Consider the following 19,866-nt stretch of genomic DNA (forward strand, 5'->3'; position numbering starts at 1 on the left):
ATTTTTCAATACGATACGCGGTGCGTACCCTATATGCGAAAGAGCTATTTTGTAGGGTACGCATCGCGTACCACCTTCCGATTTTGGCGCATGACAAGCCTGAATTTCAGCCACTTTCGTCCTTCTTCCAACAATAACAGCCCCAACGCAAACGGCACCATGAACAGCCATGCACTCAGGCCAAGCGGCGCGGTGCCGAAAATCAGATTGCCCCAGGGGGTATAGTCGATCATCAGGATCAATGCGATTTCCAGCACGACTCCCCATAAAATCATTTTATTGTCGAATAAGCCGCGATGGAACACGCTTCGTTCCGGCGACTGGCACAGAAACACATTGACGATCTGCATCACGATGATGGCGCTCAGGCAGGCCGTGGTGGCCTGGAGATAGAGGGTTTCTTCTTTGGCAAGACTTTCGCCCCATTGCCAGCCGCCTTGATAAAGCACGAAGAAATACGCCGACATGGCGGCCGCCGCTTCGATCACCCCGAGAAACAAATAACTGCGCACCAAAAGGCGGACATCGATCAGTTTTTCCCTGGCCGGACGCGGCGGCTTCGACATGTTGCCGGCCGCCGGCTTGTCGGCACCGAGACCAAGCGCGGGCACCATATCGGTCCCGAGATCGACGGCCAGAATCTGAATGACGGTCAAGGGCAGCGGAATCTTGACCAGCGAAAAAGCCAGATACGGCACGATCTCGGGTATGTTGGACGCCAGAATATACGTCAGAAATTTGCGGATATTGTCGTAAACGGCGCGCCCTTCCTCAACGGCTGCGACAATGCTGGCGAAATTATCGTCCAGCAACACCATATCGGCGGATTCCTTGGCGACGTCGGTTCCGGCGATGCCCATGGCGATGCCGATATCGGCCATTTTCAGGGCCGGCGCGTCGTTGACCCCGTCGCCGGTGACGGCGACAATTTCCTTTTTCTTTTTCAAAGCGCTAACGATGCGCATTTTCTGATCGGCGCCGACTCGGGCAAAAATAACGTCGGATGCGTCCAGCGCCAGTCTCAGTTGTGTTTCCGACAGTTTGCGCAGGCGCTCTCCGGTGATGATCACGGGATGTTCCGCCTCAATTAGCCCGATCTGACGCCCGATCGCCAGCGCGGTATGAGGATGGTCCCCGGTGACCATGATCACCTTGATGCCCGCCTGACGGCATTTCCGTATGGCTTCAGGCACTTCCGGACGGGGCGGATCTTCCAGACCGACAAGGCCGCCCAGAATCATATCCCGTTCCATTGCTTCGCCGCCGTGAATGTTTTCCAGATCCCTCCAGGCAAAGGCCAGAACGCGCAATCCCTGCCCCGCCATCGTTTCCTGAGCCTGAATGAAATCTTTTTTGATCTCGTCGGAAATCGCCCTGACGTCGCCGTCCAGTTGGCAATGCGAGCAACGCTGTAACAGGACTTCCAAGGCTCCTTTGCAATAAAGAACCTGCCCGGCCGGCGTTTGATGGATGGTGCTCAACCGTTTGCGGTCGGTATCGAACGGCACTTCGTTGATTTTGGGATAACTGACCGTTTCGCCGAGGCACGTCTTCGCCATGCGCACCAGCGCAATTTCCATCGGATCGCCCAGCAGTTGAAGCCTGCCGTTGCTCATCGTTTCCTTCAGGTTGTGGCACAGCAGGGCATTTTCGAACAAGCGCCGGTATTCCTTGGCTATAGGGCGCCGGGACCTCGCTTCCGCCGGCGTAAGAAAGCTCCTGTTGAAATAAAGCGATTTCGCTTCCATGCGGTTCTCGGTCAGGGTTCCGGTCTTGTCGGTACAAATCACGGTCGCCGAACCCAAAGCCTCCACCGAAGCCAGATGGCGGATCAAGGCGTTTCGGTGCGCCATGCGCTGAGTCGCCATGGCCAGCGATAGAGTTACCGTCGGTAACAGCCCTTCGGGTACATTGGCGACGATGATGCCGATCGCGAAAATGAAGCTGTCCCAGAAAGCCAGTCCCATCCCCTGCCCTATGAAAAAAAAGACGGCGCCTAAAAACACGGCGAGCAGAGCCACAAACCGGCTTAACCGGGTGATTTCCTTCTGCAGCGGAAAAGTCGTATCGCCTGCGGTTTGCGTCAGATGCGCGATTTTGCCGAACTCGGTATGAAGGCCGGTGGCGAACACGACCGCTCGCCCTTCACCCGCAACAACGGTGGTCCCCGCCAGCAGGATATTGCGGCTGTGGATCAGGTCTTCTTCGGCTGAAGGACTGGCATCGCGCGCCTGGGGCAGCGATTCTCCGGTGACGGTCGCATTGTTGACGCGCAGGGAAAACGCGTCCAGCAGACGGCAATCCGCAGGCACGTTATCGCCTTCCTGTAGGCAGATCACGTCTCCCGGTGCCAGATCGGCGGCCGTAATCAGGCCGATCGATCCGTTCCTTACCGCTTTGACGTAGTGAGGCAACAGTTTCTGCAAGGCGGCGATGGCTCGTTCGGCCCGGTACTGCTGCCAAAATGAAAACAGCCCATTAACGACGATGACGCCGAGAATGGCGTAACCCAACGTGGACATATTGCCTCCGGGTTGCTGCGATTCGGCGAAAAAAGCCAGGGCCGCCGCCAGCCATAGAATCAGGGCGAAAAAATGAGTAAACTCCTTGATGAATTCGAGCCACAACGGCTGTCCTCTCGCTTCTTCCAACCGGTTCGGACCATACTCGTCCAGGCGCCGCACCGCCTCATGCGGAGACAGTCCGTCAAAGCCGCTGTTCAGGCTTTCAAGCGCTTCTTCAACGGAGATCTGATGGATTTTCATGGACGGACGGCTAACGCTACGTAAAACGGTGTCCGGAAGAATACCGGATTGAGGGAATGAAAATCAAAAATTGTTCAAACCGTTCCCGGTTTCCACGGCCATAAATTCAGCGAGAAAGTCTAGACCGCAGGCTTGACATTGCCGGTGGATTGCATAAGAATCCTTCCATACCCCTACCCGGATAAAATTCCTGTATCGACAGGGGTGTGGCGGTATGAGTTTGTTGCGCGCCGGCTCTGGTAGGCCGGACAAGCTTGTCCTGAGCCCTTCGCCCATGCTCAGGAAAGCCCTGCCGAATGGCGAAGCGCACTTTTGTCCCATGGGTATCCGGCATCTTTTTGGTGGATGCGCTTCGCTTATTCACCCTACCACTGCCACGAACTTAGAACATTGCAAGAAATCAGAAACCGGAGCTTTATTCGGTGTCCGATAAACATTTAAATATCAACCATGGAAACCAGACCCGTGTCCTACCCCGTGCTTACCCGATTTTCTTTATGCTTTGTTCTGATGCTGTCTGCCTGCCTTATCTTTTCAGCGCGTGCGGACGATAAAGACGACCCGTTCGAAAATGCCATTCAGGTCAGCGGCACCGGCCGCGTCTCGGTGACTCCGGATAAAGCCGATCTCAATTTATCGGTCGAGGTTCAGGCCAAAACTGCGCAATCCGCACGGAATCAGGCAGCCACGGCGATGACCGCGTTAATCAAAGCGGTCAAGAATCAGGGCGTGGCGGACAAGGACATTCAGACCCGATACGTTTCGCTGTATCCTCTCTATGCGCCCGATACCGCCAATAAAGTCAGCGGTTATCATCTCGCCAACCAGGTGACGGTGATCGTTCGCGACATCAGCAAGATCAGCGACATCATCGACGATGCGGTCATGGCCGGCGGTAATGCGGCCCGCGTGCAGGGGATCAATCTGGCCATCGATCAACCGGACGTCGCGCTTTCCAAGGCTCGCGAAAAAGCTTTCGCCGACGCCCGCGCCAAAGCCGAACAATATGCCGGACTGGCCAACGTGAAGCTGGGCCGGGTCATGTTAATCAGCGAAGGCGGCGGCATGCCTCCGATCCCGGTCCCTTTCGCGGCGATGAGTGCCATGAGAAGCAAGGAAGCCGCCGATGCCACGCCGGTTCAGGTCGGCGAACAGGAAGTTTCGGTTACCGTGAATGTGGTTTTCGCAATTAAAAATTAGACGGGGCGAGTCTGGCCGATCGATTCTTCGAAACAATGATCCGTACAACAAGTTATAGGGAATCCTTTTGAACGGTCATGCCGAACTTTTGTGCCACCCCGGAGCGGGCTGCGCCTCTGTCCGGAGCTTGCAAGCCGAACTGGAATTTCGCCCTGACGGCGGCGTGCATCTGTGCTATACGCTGACGGCCGACCTGTCCCGAATACTCATTCCCGAGCCAAGGCAGCCTCGAACGGCCGACGGTTTGTGGCGTCACACCTGTTTCGAAGCCTTTATTGCGGCGGAGGACGGCTCCCGCTATCACGAATTCAATTTTTCCCCGTCCGGCCAGTGGGCGGCCTACGCCTTCGATAATTACCGGGTTCCAAGGCCGTGGGCAGCTCGACAACCGCCGGATATCCGCATTCAGCGGACCGACGTCCGTCTCAAACTGTGGGCGGACATCGCCGCAGCGGATTTGCCGCCGAACGAGCGCCGCCAGCCCTATCGCCTGGGCTTGACGGCGGTCATTGAAACCGTGGACAACCCTCTTTCCTATTGGGCTTTGCGTCATTCTGGCCCCCGTCCGGACTTTCATCGGAGAGAAGGCTTTACGCTGTCATTCGCCGCTCTCGGTTAATTAAAAAGCATGTCATAAGCCCGATCAGGCGAATTTGCGATGATCTCGCTCTCGGTCTGAAGGCATCCCCGTCAATTTTACCGGCACATTTTTTAACATCCGGTTAAACTATGGCTACTTCACCGTTTTGACCCATACCCTCGAAAACCTGCTTTATCAATGATCAAATTCGGAATTGACCGTTTACTTGACGAAAACGAACTTCGCAGACCGCTGGCCGGCCGGCGGATTGCCTTGCTGGCCCATCCTGCCTCGGTCACAAAGACCATGACGCATACTCTGGATGCGTTGGCCTCGCTGCCGGACCTGAAGCTTTCCGCCGCTTTCGGCCCGCAACACGGCCTGCGCGGGGACAAGCAGGACAACATGATGGAGTCGCCCGACTTTGTCGATCCCTTGTACGGTATCCCGGTGTTCAGCCTTTACGGAGAAATCCGGCGCCCGACCGAGGCGATGATGGCGACGTTCGACGTGCTGCTGGTCGATTTGCAGGATCTCGGCTGCCGCATTTACACCTTTATCACCACCCTGCTTTACGTACTGGAAGCCGCCGCGCAACACAACAAGTCGGTATGGATACTGGATCGGCCCAATCCGGCCGGACGCCCCGTCGAAGGTTTAAAGTTGCGTCCCGGCTGGGAAAGTTTTGTCGGCGCCGGCGAATTGCCTATGCGCCACGGGTTGACTCTGGGCGAACTGGCCCAATGGTTCATCGCAAGATTTAACCTGAATGTGGACTGCCGGGTCGTCGCCATGCAGGGCTGGCAGCCGGAGGCCGCTCCGGGCTACGGCTGGCCGCTGGGCGAGCGCGGTTGGATCAATCCCAGTCCGAATGCGCCCAATTTGTGGATGACCCGCTGTTATGCCGGAACGGTGATGCTGGAAGGCACCACGCTCTCTGAAGGCCGCGGCACGACCCGGCCTCTGGAACTGTTCGGCGCTCCGGACATCGATGCCCGGCTTTTGCTTGAATCCATGCAGGCTCTCGCTCCCGAATGGCTTACAGGCTGCCGCCTTAGAGAATGCTGGTTTGAACCGACGTTTCATAAACACGTGGGGAAACTGTGCGGCGGCGTGCAAATCCATGTGGACGATCCGGCTTACCACCACCGCGATTTCAGACCGTGGCGTCTGTTGGCGCTGGCGTTCAAGGCGCTGCGCCGGCTTCAACCCGATTATCCCTTATGGCGGGATTTTCCTTATGAATACGAACTGGACCGTCTGGCCATCGACATTATCAACGGCTCGCCTCTGCTGCGGGAATGGGTCGACGACGACCAGGCCGAGCTGGGCGATCTGGAAGCTCTGACTCGGACGGACGAGCAGGCCTGGGAAGAAGAACGCCGGGCTTTCCTGCTGTATTAGCAAAACATAGTCGATGGCAACGGATGAATTAAGACTGCCGGCCGAACGGGCTGCCTGGGCGTTAACCCAGGCAGCCCGTTCTCGGATTACTGCACTCTAAACGCTTGCTGTCTGGTGACGGACAAACCGTTCGGATTGGTCAGCGTGAGTGACTTGGTTCCTCTCGGTGCATTAAAAGAAACTTTAATCACCAGTGACGCGCTGGTTGAGCTGTTTACCGTCAAGGAGCTGAGGGTAATGCCGGAAGACGGCGAAACCGAGGCTGTCATGCCCGTTTGCATGTTGATCCCGCTCAAGGTCAAGGTGGTAGTTCTGCCACGCCCTGCTACGGTAGGAGAAACGAAATTGAGCGCCGGTGCATCGCAAACATCTCCGACGCCATCGCTGTCGGAATCCACCTGATCCGCATTCACTGCCGTAGGACAATTGTCGAAAGAATCTTCAACACCATCGCCATCGGTATCCACAGAAGGCAGTTCGCAGGCATCGCCAATACCGTTGCCGTCCGTATCCGTTTGATCCGGATTCGATACCGTAGGGCAATTGTCGAGATCGTCCGCCACGCCATCGCCATCGGTATCCACAGAAGGCAGTTCGCAGGCATCGCCAACGCCGTTGCCGTCCGTATCCGTTTGATCCGGATTCGATACCGTAGGGCAATTGTCGCTATTGTTGGGAATGCCGTCGCCGTCCGAATCTGGCAAGCCTCCTCCTATATCCCGAACGCCCACGCTCCAGGCGCCCTGGGCCGTCGTCACCGTGCCGGCAACGGACAGGGTATCGGCATCAAGAACAGTCACATTGCCGGCAGGTGGACTGGTCACATAGCAATGCTTGCCCTGAGGATCGAAAGCCGCCCACATGGGTGCATCGCCCACCGGCAGGGCCGCCCGGATCTTCTTGCTGACCGGATCGATAATGACGCCGGTATCGTTCGCGGCAACCGCCACGCAGACTTTCGACCCGTCCGCGGAAAAAACCAGAGTCCAGTTTTGCCGCCCAACCGACGAGATCGTATTTTTGACCTGATTGGTGGAGGTGTCGATAACCGAAACGTCCCCGCTGTCGGTATTGGCAACCCAGACTTCGGTTCCGTCGGGAGAAACGGCCAGACTGGCCGGCCCTCCTCCCACAGTCACCGTCGCGACCACGCTTTGGCTCGCCGTATCGATCACGGAAACGGTATCGTCTTGGAAGTTGGTGACGTAAATATGCGTGCCCGTCGGATTGATCACGATTCGCCGGGGCCCCCCTCCGACCGTGATGGTTTTATCCACAGTATCCGTAGCGGTGTTGATGACACTGATGTTTGCGGAACCTTCATTGGCGACATAGACCCATTTGCCGTCCGGAGTAATTAACGAGAACCGCGGGTTGGTTCCAGCCGATAAGGTTTTTTTAACGGTTTTTGTCGTCGTGTTGATCACCGAAACGTTCGCAGATTGCCGATTGGAAACGTAAATTTTGGCACCGTCGAGGGTTGAAACAATGCTTTCCGGCGTACTCCCCACCCTTACTGTTCCGGTGATCGTATTGGTTTGGGTATCAATGAACGAGACGGAATTGCTTCCCATGCTGGAAGCATAGACGGTGCTCGAATCCGGAGAATATCCCATATGCGATGTGCCTTGCCCTGTCGACAGATTGGCCAGCACCGACAGGGTGGCGTTATCGATGACAGTGACGGTGCCGCCGCTCGAGTTCGCTACATAAGCTCGGGTTGCTGCATTGGCGTGGAAGGGGACTGTATTCAGTACAATCAATGCCCCCCATAAGATCTGTCTGGTTACTTTCTTCATAAATGCTCCTGACTTAAATACTCTAACTTTGAAATAACCTTATCAACCGAGACAGAAGCCAGTCTTCCCCAAGCCATAAGACTTTCCGTTGTTGAAGGATATGATAAATCGCAGCCTTATTAACGCCCAAGCTCTGGGCTTTTCCAACTGATTTCCTAACGCTCGCCGTATCCCGAGAAAAAAGGACTCATAAGGCGGAGCACAATCCCCTCCATCCGTTAATAAAAATTAAAAAGTTTCTGCTGCCGACAGAATCGGCTTGCTTGGCCTTTCCATCCAAACAAGCCGGCTCTTTATCGGCAAAAAGCCGTTTTAAATCCCAAAATCGTGCCGAAACGGTTTTGCTTGGGATTTTGGACCGGGATTACTTCACCGTAATGGCTCGCTGTAAGGTGGAAGTCTTGACTCCGTCCGGGCTGGTAATTTTTATTCCCCGCGTACCGGTGAGAGCGGTCGACAACACGTTTACCGTCAACGTGGCGCTGGTGGCGCTGTTGACTACCAACGACTTGACCTGGACGCCCGCAGGAAACGGCGTAATCGACGCAGTCATGCCGGAAAGGAAGTTTTGACCGTTCAACGTCAGCGAACTGGTGGTGTTGCGCGTTATCGTATTGGGCGAGACCGAGCTGAGCACGGGCGCTTCACAAGCATCGCCCACGCCGTTGTTATTGCTGTCTGCTTGATCGGCATTGGCCACCGAAGGGCAGTTATCTTCGCTGTCGACTACCCCATCGCCATCGGTGTCGCTGACGTTACCGCCGCCGGTTTGCACGTACTCGACCACCCACGGATTCTGGTCGGTGGCTATCGTAGCGATGACCGAGCTAGTGGTCGTATCGATAATCGATACCGTGCCATCGGGCGGATTGGTAACCGTATACCGAGTTCCTTCCGCGTTGACGGCGCCCCAGTACGGGCCTTTTCCTACCGGAATAGTCGCCAGCACACTTCCGGTGGCTGCGTCGACAACGGCGGCTGCGTTCGATTTTGCCGCGACGGTATAGGCCTTGTCGCCTAAGGGCGCCGAATTGACCACCCAAGGCCATTCGCCAACCGAAGTTGTCGCCAGGAGCGTGTCGGTAGCGGTATTGATCACCGAAACCGTGCCTCCCGTCTGATTCGAAGTAAACAATTTCAAGCCGTCCGGCGAGATGTCCATGCCGGTGGGGCCGGTGCCTACCGTTATGGATTTGGTAACGCTTTTGCTGGAAGTGCTGAAAACGCTCACCTTGCTCAACGCGCGTACGGCGACATAAACGCGGGAACCGTCCGGATGCGCGACGACTCGCGTGGGATTGCCGCCGACATTAACCGTTTTATTGACCTGAAACGTATTCGCATCGATGATGGAAACATTGCCCGAGTCGAGATTCGACAGATAAAGCCACTGGCCGTCCGGAGTGAAAGCCATGAATTTGGGGAAGGCGCCCACGGTAATCTCGGCCAGCACGGTGTAAACAGTGGCGCTTTCCGGATCCGTATCGATCACCGATACCGTTCCGGCGGCCGTATTGGCGACGAAAATGCGCTTGCCGTCCGGCCTGACTCCGACGAATTCGGGGGCATCGCCCACTGCTACTGTAGCAATGACCGATTTCGTCGCGGTATCGATGACCGAAAGCGTGTCGGACTCCTTGCCGGAAACATACACTCTGCTTTTGTCGGGAGCCACCGCCAATCGATTCGGATTATTCCCTACGGTGAGTTTTTTAAGAACCGTATTGGTATTTTCATCGATGATGCTGACCGTTCCCGGCACCCTGTTATTGGCTACGTAGATATCCGCCTGGCCAATCAGCGGAATGCCTGCGAACAGCAAAAAGTAAAGAAGTTTTTCAACAGGTTTATTCATGAATATTCTCCAATTTTAGTTAATAACGACTCACACGGAACCGGACCCGCTACCTCTTCAGGCAATACATCCCTAACAAGCCCAGTCCCAACGACTGATTTAAATATCAATTAAAAAGAATGAAAACGATAACGCGTCTTAGCTACTCGATCGTCCCGCCTTCCCCCACCAACAATAGTCCCGGTTCCGCCGCCCTCAATTCATTACCAAACTCGGGAACCCAAGCATTTCTCAACCTGATCCATCTTACCCCTGCCAATACGATGAACCCGGCAGAAATTTGGGTTAATTCGTCCATGAAATTTTGTTTCGCTTTCGAACCTTCAATGCCACGAAAGCTGCTTTCATCGATGATTGCCCATCCCCTATGAAAGACCTTGCATCCTTTCATTTCGCACGCGTAGAGTATTCGAACCTTTCTGCCCGAGTCCCTTCGTACTGAATTTCTCACACAAAAATTCCTTGCGGGAAATCGTTAATCTGCTCGCCATGACCAAACGATTTTTAATTTTTGAATTCTGTGCTCCATTTCACGGTTTTATTCTTCATTTTGTGCTTTCTTCTGTCAATTGTACTTAAGTACGATGTTAGGCAATCCGGCTTTCCTCCCGAACTTTTCTCTCTGCTAGGATAGCGGTTCTCATCCGGAAACCTCTGCTAAACTCTTTAGTAAAAATTCTTGAAACAACCGTACGGAAATGATGTAATGGTTTTTTTAGCGAGAGATCAATACCGAAAATGAGGATCGATAGTTTTGAACGGAGCCGCCTGCCGAGCGTGCGTTTTACATTGAAGGGGCTTCGAGTCTTCAGTATGGAGCACTGACCGTATGGTAAGCCTCATTGATGCCATCAAAAGCGATTTTGCCCGAAAGAGCGGACATTATTTTTTAGTTGATACTTTTTTCGAAAGATACGTTAAAACGGCTTTGCAATTGGGGACGTTAGCGGTAGTCGTTTATCGCTTCGGAGCCTGGGCGGAACACATTCGTTTCGCTCCTGCCCGCTGGTCGTGCCTAGTGCTCTATCATTTCTTCAATCTTCTTTCGGAAACTTTGACGGGCATCCATATCAACCGGAAAGTGCCGATCGGTGACGGCTTCATCATCCACAATTTTTCCTGCATTCGCATCAATGCCGAAACGATCGGTGATAATTTCACCGTTAATCAAGGGGTTACCGTCGACCACGACTGGCGCCGCAACGGCAGGCCGGCCATCGGCAATAACGTATTTTTAGGTTCCGGTTCCAAGGTATTGGGTCATATCACCCTCGGCGATAATGTGGTCGTTGCCGCCAATGCGCTGGTCATCGATTCCATACCCGACAACTGCACCGTCGTCGGCGTGCCGGCGCGCATCATCTCCAGGGATGCCAGCAGCAACTATTTGCAGTTAAAAAAATAGGCTTCCACCAGGCAAGATTAACCGGTAGCGGCTTTATCCTCAATCCAGCGGAGACCCTGTCTCTGCCGATACGCGAAGAACATGGCTTCCCCCATTGGACATACTCTCTGCGGCTTTACCTGCCTGGTAGCGGTAGAGATCGCACAATCGCCCAAATTTCGGGCGCTCGACTGGAAAAATGCAGCACTTTTTGCTTTTCTGGCAAACTTGCCGGACATTGATTTCTTTATCGGCTATCTTTTTTCATCCGATCCGCATCGTTTTCACAGCGGACCTACCCACAGCCTCGTTTTTGCGTTGACGGCCGGCGTTTTTTTCGGATGTCTTTTTTTTCGACGGCTGGGACCCGTTTTAAGCTGGCTTATCCCGACGGGGGTTATTCTGTCCCATAGCCTGATCGATTTATTTACCGGGCCGGCGCTGGGTTTCCATACCAGTTATGGGGTCTCGCTGCTATGGCCGCTGGAAGAAGGCCGGATTCGAATGCCGCTGAGTTTGTTTCTCGGCGTGCACCATGACAACTGGGAACGATTGCTGAGTCTGCATAATGTCTGGGTGATGGCCACCGAAATAATCGGCTTTCTCCCTCTGATATTCATATTGTCGATCTGGTCGGCAAGAAAACGAACTCCTCGCCGCCCCTTCTCGAATTAAGAGCAAACGATCAGTCCTGGTCGAAAACAGGGCTGCAAATCACTAAGGATATCGCTACAAATAACCTCCCCCCTTGACAAGAGGGGAGCCATCATCGTGTGATTCAGAGCCATCCAAATTCCGAAAAGTTATTTGGGACCCCATCTTAAAGCACCTTCGGTTCGCATTTATCTTATACGTATTTGATGGACCTGATCCCGCACGGAAATTTACTCGCCAGGCGAACCGCCGGACTTACCGTTTGGCCGTTGAAGCCAGCATGCCTGCGCCGTATTGAAGATCACCCTGCAGATTCGGACTCAAAACATCGCTTTCATAGACTTCGATGTATTTGGCTCCGAGCCCGATGCCGTTTTCGAGAGCTCCGCGCAGGGAACCCTCCAGCCGGTTATGGGGATCCCTGGAAGCACTCCAAATCATCTGGAAACCGAGATTCGCTTTCTTTCCGTATTCTTCAAGCAGGGAATAAATATGGATCATCGGCGGAAAACGGGAGGGACGAACTGCTTTAAGACCGGCGCTGAATACCCACAGCTTGTCGCCGAACCGGTTTGACGCGTATTCCAGCACTTCATCGGCAAAATAGGCATCCTCGAGCACGATGCCGGGAGCGACAAACTTGGGCTTATCCGGAAAGGCCTGTTGGTAGACGTCGATCATCTGGCGCCAGGCGCTCAGATAAGCATCCCGGTTGTACATGGCCTGCAACCGTTGAAAGCTTTCCCCATGCGGAGGAAAACTTCCCGGCAGCATCATTTCCGGCGCGGGGGCCGTGACGCTGACCGCGAAAATGGTAGGGTCGCTACGGTAGCGGGCGCCGAATTGTTCGATCAGCGTCGTCCACTTTTTCAGAAACACCTTGTCCCAGGGGACGTATTCGGTGACCTGTTCGCCTTGTCTCGGATTTCCGGGCACTCGGATGGTAAACGTGAACGGTTCTGCACCCGCGTCAAAAACCCATTGAGGAGGCTTCAGCGGCAGCAGGTGCAGAGTGATTCGCTTGTTGGCGAGCTTCGCCGTATTAATGTATGAATCGATTTGACTCCAATCGTATTTACCGTCTTCCGGCTGGACGTCCCGCCAGCCTATCTGAAGAGCGATGCCGTTCACATAGCTTGAATTGAGCGCCGAAGGATCCAGCGGTCCCCGCATGACGTTGTGCAGCACGAACAAACCCGGTTTTTCCGCACCGGCTGCCGCAATCGCCGGGGCTCCATAAACGAGCAGAGCGAAAATCAGCGTTAGCCAGGATAAGGCAGGACAACTGAAAATCTTGATGCCGTTTCCGGCCGATACAAGGGCTTGTTCATAAAAGATTTTGGCAGTCATATCATTGATTCTCTTAATATTGTTCAACATGAATTCCTAACGCCTTTTCGGCTGACGTATCTGTATACAGAAAAGAGCGAATTGTGTCGCTTTCGATGCGCATCTGGGCGAACGAGTTCGCCCCTGCACGCCATACAAAAACGCTCCGGAACGAAAAACCTAATCCCATCAGGCTTGAAACCTTTCAATACTGCGTGATCAGATGCATAAGATCTGCTTATTTGAAAACCGAACTACGAATGTATTCGTAAAACCGGAAATAAAAGTTTTTTAATTCTATAACATCGAATAAAATGTGTCTAAGTTTTGAGGCAGTCCCGGGCTACCCTAAGACGGCCGCTTACTTTTTTTAATATCTGCATTTCTCCGAGAATGGAACCGCTTAGAGTTTTATGCCGTCTTTTCCAGGCTCATTTCCCCCATGCCTGACGTAAGTATTTTCCTCCCTATCAAACGCAAAGCGGTTTTAGCAGATTCGCTAACTCTTTATGCTCCTGGTCTTGTTAAATCATGACAGCGAGGCCCAGCGATAATGCGGGTCTTTTATTGCCGCCACAGCTTGCTCGGGACAAACGTCTCGTTTGCATTTTATCCGAACAGGATATTCAACACAGAAATCTCGGGACATTAACCGGATGCTCCAAGCAAGGATTTTGCATACATTATTGGCCAGTCTCGGTTAAGCGTTTCATCAGTTTACGAGAATCAAGTTGGCTATTAACAAACCGCTGACCAATCCAGGATATAGCCGCTAATTTTGAAAACTTTTTTACTGATGATCAACCGGGCTTTTCATACCAGTTTTTATCTTAATTCAAACCATGCTTATTTTGAACTAAAGGTAATTCGGCAGGGACCTTGGGATCAGATTCAGAGCTATGAGTCTTTACAATAAACAATCGGAGTGTATAAATCATGAACAAGCTCGTTAAACAACTGTTTTATCTTTTACTGATTTCAGGCTGCTCATTGACTGCCCAGGCCGTTACCCAGAGCCGCGTGTACGTAACCAATAATAATGCCCCCGGTACGGTCAGCGTCATCGACCCCGGCACCAACACGGTCATCGCCAGTTTATTCGTAATGAATAATCCGACCCGCCTCCTGGTTGCTCCCGACGGCACCAAGGTTTATGTTTCCAACAAGGAATCCGATACCGTTCAGGTCATCGATACCGCGACCAATACGATCAGCGCTACGGTTACCGTGGGAGACGGCCCCGAGCACATGGTCATTACTTCCGATGGTCATACCCTGTTCGTCGCCAACGGCTATGCCAACACGGTCTCGGTCATCGATACGGCCAGCAACAACGTGACCGGCACCATTGCCACCAAATCCTATCCAAAGTTCATGGACATTACTCCGGATAATCACTGGGTTTATGTCTCCAACAAGAACTCCGGTTCCGTTACGATCATCGATGCGGTCAACCGTAGCGCGCTCAAAACCGTTCAGGTCGGACTCAGCCCGAGCCGGGTCGTCGCCAGCCCGGACGGCAGCCGGGTCTATGTCTCGAATTTCGGCGCGCTGGCGGTAACGAACTCAAGCTCGGTCGCCGTTTTCGAAACCACCAACCACAGCGTTTTAACCACCATTCCGCTCGGCACAGGCTTAGGCACCACCAGCCTGGACATCACGCCCGACGGAAAAACCCTGTTCAGCGCCAATCAGACGGGCGGATCGGTCTCGGTCATCGACACGCTCACCAATACCGTGATCGGCACCACCACGGTCGGTGGCTCGCCCTGGACGGTGAATACCGCACCATCCAATGACAGAGCCTATACGCCTCCGGCTATCGCCAACGCAGCCGTGGTCGTCGATGCGACTACCGCCGGCGTGCTCTCGACCATCCCGGTAGGCAAAGGCCCTTACTGGGGAGCAGTGAACGCGTCCGGTTCCCGTTATTATGTAACCAATCCGCCTGACGGAACGGTTTCGGTCATCGATACCGCCAGCAACACCGTCATCGCGACCATTCCGACCGACCTGAATCCCTGGGTAATCGAAACCGCCGAGATTCCCGTGGCCGACAGCGACGGTGACGGAATTATGGATACCCAAGACAACTGCCCTGCGGTAGCCAATCCCGATCAAGCCGACAGCGACGGCAACGGCATCGGCGACGCTTGTGACGTGCTGCCCGCACCGCAAATCACCGGTATTTCGCCTTCCTCGGCAAAACGCGGAACGTCGGCGGTAGTTACCCTGGTCGGCACCGGTTTCCAGGCTAACGCAAGCGCCGCCATGACCCCTCGCGCCGCGGGCATTACGATCAATTCGGTACAGGCCGTCGGTTCGACCAGTTTGCAAATCAACCTGACGATCGCCTCCGATGCCTTGACCGGCCTTCGCGGCTTCAAAATAACCAATCCCGACGGCCAATCCGTCACGAAAGACAAAATATTCACCGTGGTGCCTTAATCCGAAATAAACAGAGCAGAAGCACCGGCAAAATTTCCGTCGTATAAAAAAGACCTGCCAGGATTCAAAAACCTGGCAGGTCTATTATTTAAAACCGGCCTCTGACTGTTTGAAACCGTTCGTCTAGAGTTCTTCGGCACGAACGGAGTTAAAATTTCATCGGTTCGGAGCAAATCACCTGAAAAATTGAGCAAATCGAGTTTTTTGTCGGCCCTTCCTTTCCCGGTCGAGGGCGACAAGCAGACGGCTTTGGATTCTTTCTTGTCCGGATAATGCTCAAGAAGCCGTTTCTACAAATGAGACTGTGGCCGAGAAGTCGTTGGCGAAAACTCTTTTTCCGGACCGGCAACGCCGGGCTCATTCTTTAACCCCACCCGGAATGAACGATAATTTTTCCTGACGGATCCGCGGTCTTTCCACACAGAAATTAATACGATTGGGCTGGTGCCTGCCCAGGTTATAATGAACCCGGGCAGGTCAAAATGAAAAGCAGTTTTCTTACCCGGCTGCGCATGATCTCAACTTTCTTGTTTTGGCATTCCCCAACAGCGACGCGATCCTCCGGCGGAGTCTTTATGGAACATGATGTGATTGCTTTTGCAGTGAGTGCACTGCTGGTTCTGTTTTATTATTCGTATTTGCGCTGGAAAACCCGGCGTCAGCCTCACTTTACCGTCCATGCGATGAATGCAAAAGTTCGTCAACGCTGGGTCGAAATGATCATGAGCGGCGATAAAAAGGAAATCCTGGCGGTACAAACCCTGCGCAATTCGGTGATGGCCGCCAACTTCATGGCCTCGACCGCCATTCTGCTGATCATAGGCATACTGAACCTCAGCGAAAATCCGGAAAAACTGATGAACGCCTGGCAGCCCTTTCTGGTCATAGCGAATACCTCCAGGGAATTGAGCCTGATCAAGCTCGCCTTGTTGCTGCTGGATTTCTTTATCGCTTTTTACTGTTTCTCGATGGCCATACGTTTCTTTAATCACGTCGGCTATATGATCAATCTGCCGCCGGACAGCAGCGTCGAGCGTCTGTCGCCGAAACAGATCGGAATCTATCTCAATCGCGCCGGCACCTATTACACGTTCGGAACGCGCGCGTTTTTTTTCAGTTTGCCTTTGATCCTGTGGTTTTTCGGTCCTTATGTGCTGGTTTTAGCAACGCTGATATTGATTGTATCGCTTTATTCACTCGATCGGGCGCCCTCTCCTGAAAGTGAAACGTAGCAAGCGCACTCCCGCCACCCAAAAACAGATTTTGGCCGAAAAAATCATTTAACCTTGTCAACCCAAGCTCATAAGGATTGTCATGCCGAAACCCGAATCTCCATCCCGTTGCCAAACAGACCGGCCGGCCGATATTGCGCATAAGTTGCAGCACTGGCTCGACCAAAACGTTTACGATCTGGCCCGGCAGATGCGCTTGAGTTACGTGCCGCCACTGATGGTCTATCTGGCCGCCGGCATTTCCGGTTTGACCGGCATCGTCGGCACTTTTTTCGTGAAGGACTATCTCGGACTCTCCGCCGAATTTCTAGCCGCTTTGACTTTCTGGGCGATGCTGCCCTGGGCCATGAAGATGCCGATCGGCCATCTCGTGGACCTGTTCTGGCGGCACAAGGCCAGGATGATCTATCTGGGCGCGGGCCTGATTGCGGCAAGCCTGCTGATCATGTTGAATCTTTTGGTCGACCCGGACTCCATGACCGGCTGGCTGTCCGCCGAAACCTGGTATGTGGTGGCGACGCTGCTGGCTCCGATCGGCTACGTCATCCAGGACACCGTGGCCGATGCCATGACCGTGGAAGCGGTCGTACGGGTCGACGAACAGGGGCGGCCTTTGCCGGAGGGGCAAATTCAGTTGGCGCATACCACCATGCAGACGCTGGGACGAGTCGCTATTATCGGCGGCACCCTGCTCGTCGCCGCGGCCAACGTTTATCTGTTCAGAGGGGTGGAGACGATGGACGCTGCCCGGCAGGCGGCCGTTTACGTGCAAATTTACCGCTGGGCCTTGCTGATTCCGGTCATTTCCGTCGGCGGCGTGCTCCTGGCGTCTTATCTTCGATCAAGCGCGGAATGGCGGCTCGCCGCCCAGGGTTACGAAACGGCGGACATCGAACGCCTGCTGGATCGCCCATCGACCGAACTACCCGCCGTCAACTGGTGGATCCTCGGCGGCAGTTTGAGCTTTACTCTGTTTGCGCTAATCATGGGGCTGGCCAAAATTCCCTACAACGAAGAACTGGTCTTTCTGGGGTCTCTATCGATCGTCGTCTTTCTGATGTGGCGTTTGACCGAAGAGCTGACCGTGTCTCTCAGAAAGCAATTATTCGGCATTGCTCTGGTCATTTTCGTCTTCCGCGCCATTCCGTCGACCGGAGCCGGCTCCACTTGGTGGATGATCGATGCCCTCGGTTTCGATCAGCAGTTTCTGTCGAAGCTGTCGCTGATTTCCAGCGGATTGACCCTGTTCGGCATGTTTGTATTTCGGCGTTTCATGGCCGAACGCTCGATCACCGAGATCGTCGCGATACTGACCGTGATCTTCACCGTCCTCAATTTGCCCGAAATCGCTTTGTATTACGGATTTCACCAGTGGGCGCAAACTCACGTCGCCGGTTTCATCGACGCCCGTTTCATTGTGCTGGTCGATACCGCGCTGGAATCGCCTTTAGGCCAGGTTGCCATGATTCCGATGCTGGCCTGGATCGCCAATTCGGCTCCCCGGCAACTCAAGGCAACCTTTTTCGCGGTGATGGCGGCGTTCGTCAATCTGGCCCTGTCCCTCTCCCAATTGTTGACCAAACTGCTGAACCAATGGTTTGTGGTTACCCGCGAAGTCAGGGATGCCGTGACCGGGGCGATCGCCGTACCGGCCGATTACAGCCAGTTGGGCGGCCTGTTTTTCGCGGTCATGGTCCTGGGCTTCGCCATGCCGATGCTGGCCATCGTCATCGCGAAACGGACCCTGCTCAGCGAAAGCAAACCCTGACGGATCCTTCCCGGATAAGCATCGCCGGGCGGTAACTTACAGAAAGTCCGCCCCGTGCCTTGACGGTCGCCATTCCGGCAAAGCCTTCCGGACGGATTACAGGGCAGAACCGGGTTCCGATACTGCCCTCAATGCCGTCAAATAGGCCGGATAAGTAAAGCGCATCCGGCCCGCCAGAGTCATCGTACCGAGTACTTGTCATGCGTCATTCCGTGGATTGTCCTGCGAAGCAATGACTTGCAGCGCACTTGCCGGATAAAATCATATATAATGCCGGATTTAATCAATCATAAATCAACCGCTGTTTTACCCCATGCCGAAGAAGAAAAGCTCAACTCCATTCGAAGAATCCCTCGCCGAGCTCGAGCAGTTGGTCAGTCAACTTGAACAAGGAGACATAACTCTGGAAGAGTCGTTGAAGTCTTTTGAACGAGGGGTCTACCTGACCCGAACCTGCCGGCAGGCCTTGCAGGAGGCGGAACAGAAAGTTCAGATTCTTCTGGAAAAAAACGGCAGTCAATCCCTGGAGCCTTTTACTGATGAGTAATGCGTTAAAAGAATACCTTAGTTTTTGCCAAAACCGCGTCGAACGGGCCCTGGAAGCCCGCTTGCCGGGTGAACAGATTTTGCCGCAGAAGCTGCACAAGGCGATGCGCTATTGCGTGCTGGACGGCGGCAAGCGGATGCGTCCGATGCTGACCTATTGCACCGGCAAAACGCTGGGAATAGAACCGGAGGTATTGGACGGCCCGGCTTGCGCAGTCGAATTCATTCATGTCTATTCGCTCATCCACGACGATCTTCCGGCCATGGATGACGATGACTTGAGACGCGGCAAGCCGACCTGTCACGTCGCCTTCGATGAAGCGACCGCCATCCTGACCGGCGATGCCCTGCAGGCTTTGGCTTTCGAAACTCTGGCGCATGACCCTACCATTACGGCCAGCATGGAAAACCGGTTAAAAATGATTACCGCCTTAGCCAAGGCCAGCGGCTCGCAGGGCATGGTGGGCGGACAAGCGATCGATCTCGAGTCGGTCGGAACGAAAATCACGTTGCCCGAACTGGAAAACATGCATATTCATAAAACCGGCGCCTTGATACGTGCGAGCGTCAATCTGGCCACCTTCGCCAAAGAGGGCATCGATCCCTCGGCCGCCAAAAAACTGGACCAGTATGCCAAATGCATCGGCTTGTCCTTTCAGGTCAAAGACGATATTCTGGACGAGGAAAGCGATACCGCGACCCTCGGGAAGACCCAGGGAAAGGACAAGTTCAACGACAAACCCACCTACCCGGCCTTGCTGGGGATGGCGGGCGCCAAGCAAAAAGCGCTTGATTTACATGAAAAAGCCATCGAGAGTCTGGACATCTTCGGCAAAGAAGCCGATCTTCTGCGTGATCTGTCCCTTTATATCATTCAACGCGACCATTAAATCCCCACTTGA

Annotated in this window: 15 protein-coding genes; 10 read left to right on the forward strand and 5 right to left on the reverse strand. The window is 54.0% G+C overall.

Going from position 1 to position 19,866, the window contains the following annotated elements:
* Positions 1 to 44 precede the first annotated feature (44 nt).
* Positions 45 to 2,765 (reverse strand): cation-translocating P-type ATPase, encoded by a 2,721-nt coding sequence (locus A3OW_RS0107535; RefSeq protein ID WP_020562819.1) that lies wholly within the window; start codon positions 2,763 to 2,765, stop codon positions 45 to 47.
* A 465-nt stretch (positions 2,766 to 3,230) separates the two neighbouring features.
* Here A3OW_RS0107535 and A3OW_RS0107540 point away from each other — a divergent pair, with 465 nt between their 5' ends.
* From A3OW_RS0107540 to A3OW_RS0107550, 3 genes are all read left to right on the forward strand, one after another.
* Positions 3,231 to 3,965, forward strand: coding sequence for an SIMPL domain-containing protein (locus tag A3OW_RS0107540; RefSeq protein WP_033412247.1), 735 nt, complete (start codon positions 3,231 to 3,233; stop codon positions 3,963 to 3,965).
* A 67-nt stretch (positions 3,966 to 4,032) separates the two neighbouring features.
* Positions 4,033 to 4,584, forward strand: a complete 552-nt coding sequence (locus A3OW_RS0107545; protein WP_157385826.1) for a DOMON-like domain-containing protein — start codon at positions 4,033 to 4,035, stop codon at positions 4,582 to 4,584.
* Between the two features lie 159 nt (positions 4,585 to 4,743).
* Positions 4,744 to 5,949, forward strand: a complete 1,206-nt coding sequence (locus A3OW_RS0107550) for an exo-beta-N-acetylmuramidase NamZ family protein (protein WP_020562822.1) — start codon at positions 4,744 to 4,746, stop codon at positions 5,947 to 5,949.
* A gap of 86 nt (positions 5,950 to 6,035) precedes the next feature.
* On the opposite strand, the gene A3OW_RS26330 is transcribed toward A3OW_RS0107550, so the two are convergent.
* The 3 genes from A3OW_RS26330 to A3OW_RS0107565 all read right to left on the reverse strand — a co-directional run bounded on the left by A3OW_RS26330 (position 6,036) and on the right by A3OW_RS0107565 (position 9,994).
* Positions 6,036 to 7,748: a thrombospondin type 3 repeat-containing protein gene (locus A3OW_RS26330; protein ID WP_020562823.1), complete on the reverse strand. Its 1,713-nt coding sequence runs from the start codon at positions 7,746 to 7,748 to the stop codon at positions 6,036 to 6,038.
* A gap of 364 nt (positions 7,749 to 8,112) precedes the next feature.
* Positions 8,113 to 9,603, reverse strand: a complete 1,491-nt coding sequence (locus A3OW_RS26335; protein ID WP_020562824.1) for a beta-propeller fold lactonase family protein — start codon at positions 9,601 to 9,603, stop codon at positions 8,113 to 8,115.
* Positions 9,604 to 9,745: 142 nt separating this feature from the next.
* Complete coding sequence (locus A3OW_RS0107565) at positions 9,746 to 9,994, reverse strand: hypothetical protein (protein ID WP_020562825.1); 249 nt, start codon at positions 9,992 to 9,994, stop codon at positions 9,746 to 9,748.
* A 438-nt stretch (positions 9,995 to 10,432) separates the two neighbouring features.
* Here A3OW_RS0107565 and A3OW_RS0107570 point away from each other — a divergent pair, with 438 nt between their 5' ends.
* The gene (locus A3OW_RS0107570; RefSeq protein WP_020562826.1) at positions 10,433 to 11,008 is read left to right on the forward strand and encodes a serine O-acetyltransferase; all 576 of its coding nucleotides are present in this window, start codon (positions 10,433 to 10,435) and stop codon (positions 11,006 to 11,008) included.
* A gap of 81 nt (positions 11,009 to 11,089) precedes the next feature.
* Complete coding sequence (locus A3OW_RS0107575; protein WP_020562827.1) at positions 11,090 to 11,662, forward strand: metal-dependent hydrolase; 573 nt, start codon at positions 11,090 to 11,092, stop codon at positions 11,660 to 11,662.
* A 234-nt stretch (positions 11,663 to 11,896) separates the two neighbouring features.
* Here A3OW_RS0107575 and A3OW_RS0107580 read toward each other — a convergent pair whose 3' ends face one another.
* Entirely contained in the window at positions 11,897 to 12,991 is a 1,095-nt protein-coding gene (locus A3OW_RS0107580) for a beta-galactosidase (RefSeq protein WP_157385827.1), read from the reverse strand.
* A 915-nt stretch (positions 12,992 to 13,906) separates the two neighbouring features.
* On the opposite strand from A3OW_RS0107580, the gene A3OW_RS26340 reads away from it, so the two are divergent.
* From A3OW_RS26340 to ispA, 5 genes are all read left to right on the forward strand, one after another.
* Positions 13,907 to 15,418 (forward strand): beta-propeller fold lactonase family protein, encoded by a 1,512-nt coding sequence (locus A3OW_RS26340; RefSeq protein ID WP_020562829.1) that lies wholly within the window; start codon positions 13,907 to 13,909, stop codon positions 15,416 to 15,418.
* Between the two features lie 575 nt (positions 15,419 to 15,993).
* Complete coding sequence (locus A3OW_RS0107590) at positions 15,994 to 16,650, forward strand: DUF599 domain-containing protein (protein WP_020562830.1); 657 nt, start codon at positions 15,994 to 15,996, stop codon at positions 16,648 to 16,650.
* A gap of 82 nt (positions 16,651 to 16,732) precedes the next feature.
* Complete coding sequence (locus tag A3OW_RS0107595) at positions 16,733 to 18,418, forward strand: MFS transporter (RefSeq protein ID WP_020562831.1); 1,686 nt, start codon at positions 16,733 to 16,735, stop codon at positions 18,416 to 18,418.
* Between the two features lie 313 nt (positions 18,419 to 18,731).
* Positions 18,732 to 18,965, forward strand: coding sequence for an exodeoxyribonuclease VII small subunit (locus tag A3OW_RS0107600; protein WP_020562832.1), 234 nt, complete (start codon positions 18,732 to 18,734; stop codon positions 18,963 to 18,965).
* The gene (gene ispA, locus A3OW_RS0107605; protein ID WP_020562833.1) at positions 18,958 to 19,854 is read left to right on the forward strand and encodes a (2E,6E)-farnesyl diphosphate synthase; all 897 of its coding nucleotides are present in this window, start codon (positions 18,958 to 18,960) and stop codon (positions 19,852 to 19,854) included. The genes A3OW_RS0107600 and ispA overlap by 8 nt, the downstream gene beginning before the upstream one ends.
* Positions 19,855 to 19,866: the final 12 nt, after the last annotated feature.

This window comes from Methylosarcina fibrata AML-C10 (assembly GCF_000372865.1).
In the GTDB taxonomy this organism is placed as follows: domain Bacteria; phylum Pseudomonadota; class Gammaproteobacteria; order Methylococcales; family Methylomonadaceae; genus Methylosarcina; species Methylosarcina fibrata.

What these genes read in the sequence shown, in the direction of transcription:
- A3OW_RS0107535 (WP_020562819.1), bottom strand. Translation starts at nt 2,765, where the DNA reads ATGAAAATCCATCAGATCTCCGTTGAAGAAGCGCTTGAAAGCCTGAAC.
- A3OW_RS0107550 (WP_020562822.1), top strand. Translation starts at nt 4,744, where the DNA reads ATGATCAAATTCGGAATTGACCGTTTACTTGACGAAAACGAACTTCGC.
- A3OW_RS26330 (WP_020562823.1), bottom strand. Translation starts at nt 7,748, where the DNA reads ATGAAGAAAGTAACCAGACAGATCTTATGGGGGGCATTGATTGTACTG.
- A3OW_RS26335 (WP_020562824.1), bottom strand. Translation starts at nt 9,603, where the DNA reads ATGAATAAACCTGTTGAAAAACTTCTTTACTTTTTGCTGTTCGCAGGC.
- A3OW_RS0107565 (WP_020562825.1), bottom strand. Translation starts at nt 9,994, where the DNA reads ATGAAAGGATGCAAGGTCTTTCATAGGGGATGGGCAATCATCGATGAA.
- A3OW_RS0107570 (WP_020562826.1), top strand. Translation starts at nt 10,433, where the DNA reads ATGGTAAGCCTCATTGATGCCATCAAAAGCGATTTTGCCCGAAAGAGC.
- A3OW_RS0107575 (WP_020562827.1), top strand. Translation starts at nt 11,090, where the DNA reads ATGGCTTCCCCCATTGGACATACTCTCTGCGGCTTTACCTGCCTGGTA.
- A3OW_RS0107580 (WP_157385827.1), bottom strand. Translation starts at nt 12,991, where the DNA reads ATGACTGCCAAAATCTTTTATGAACAAGCCCTTGTATCGGCCGGAAAC.
- A3OW_RS26340 (WP_020562829.1), top strand. Translation starts at nt 13,907, where the DNA reads ATGAACAAGCTCGTTAAACAACTGTTTTATCTTTTACTGATTTCAGGC.
- A3OW_RS0107590 (WP_020562830.1), top strand. Translation starts at nt 15,994, where the DNA reads ATGGAACATGATGTGATTGCTTTTGCAGTGAGTGCACTGCTGGTTCTG.
- A3OW_RS0107595 (WP_020562831.1), top strand. Translation starts at nt 16,733, where the DNA reads ATGCCGAAACCCGAATCTCCATCCCGTTGCCAAACAGACCGGCCGGCC.
- A3OW_RS0107600 (WP_020562832.1), top strand. Translation starts at nt 18,732, where the DNA reads ATGCCGAAGAAGAAAAGCTCAACTCCATTCGAAGAATCCCTCGCCGAG.
- ispA (WP_020562833.1), top strand. Translation starts at nt 18,958, where the DNA reads ATGAGTAATGCGTTAAAAGAATACCTTAGTTTTTGCCAAAACCGCGTC.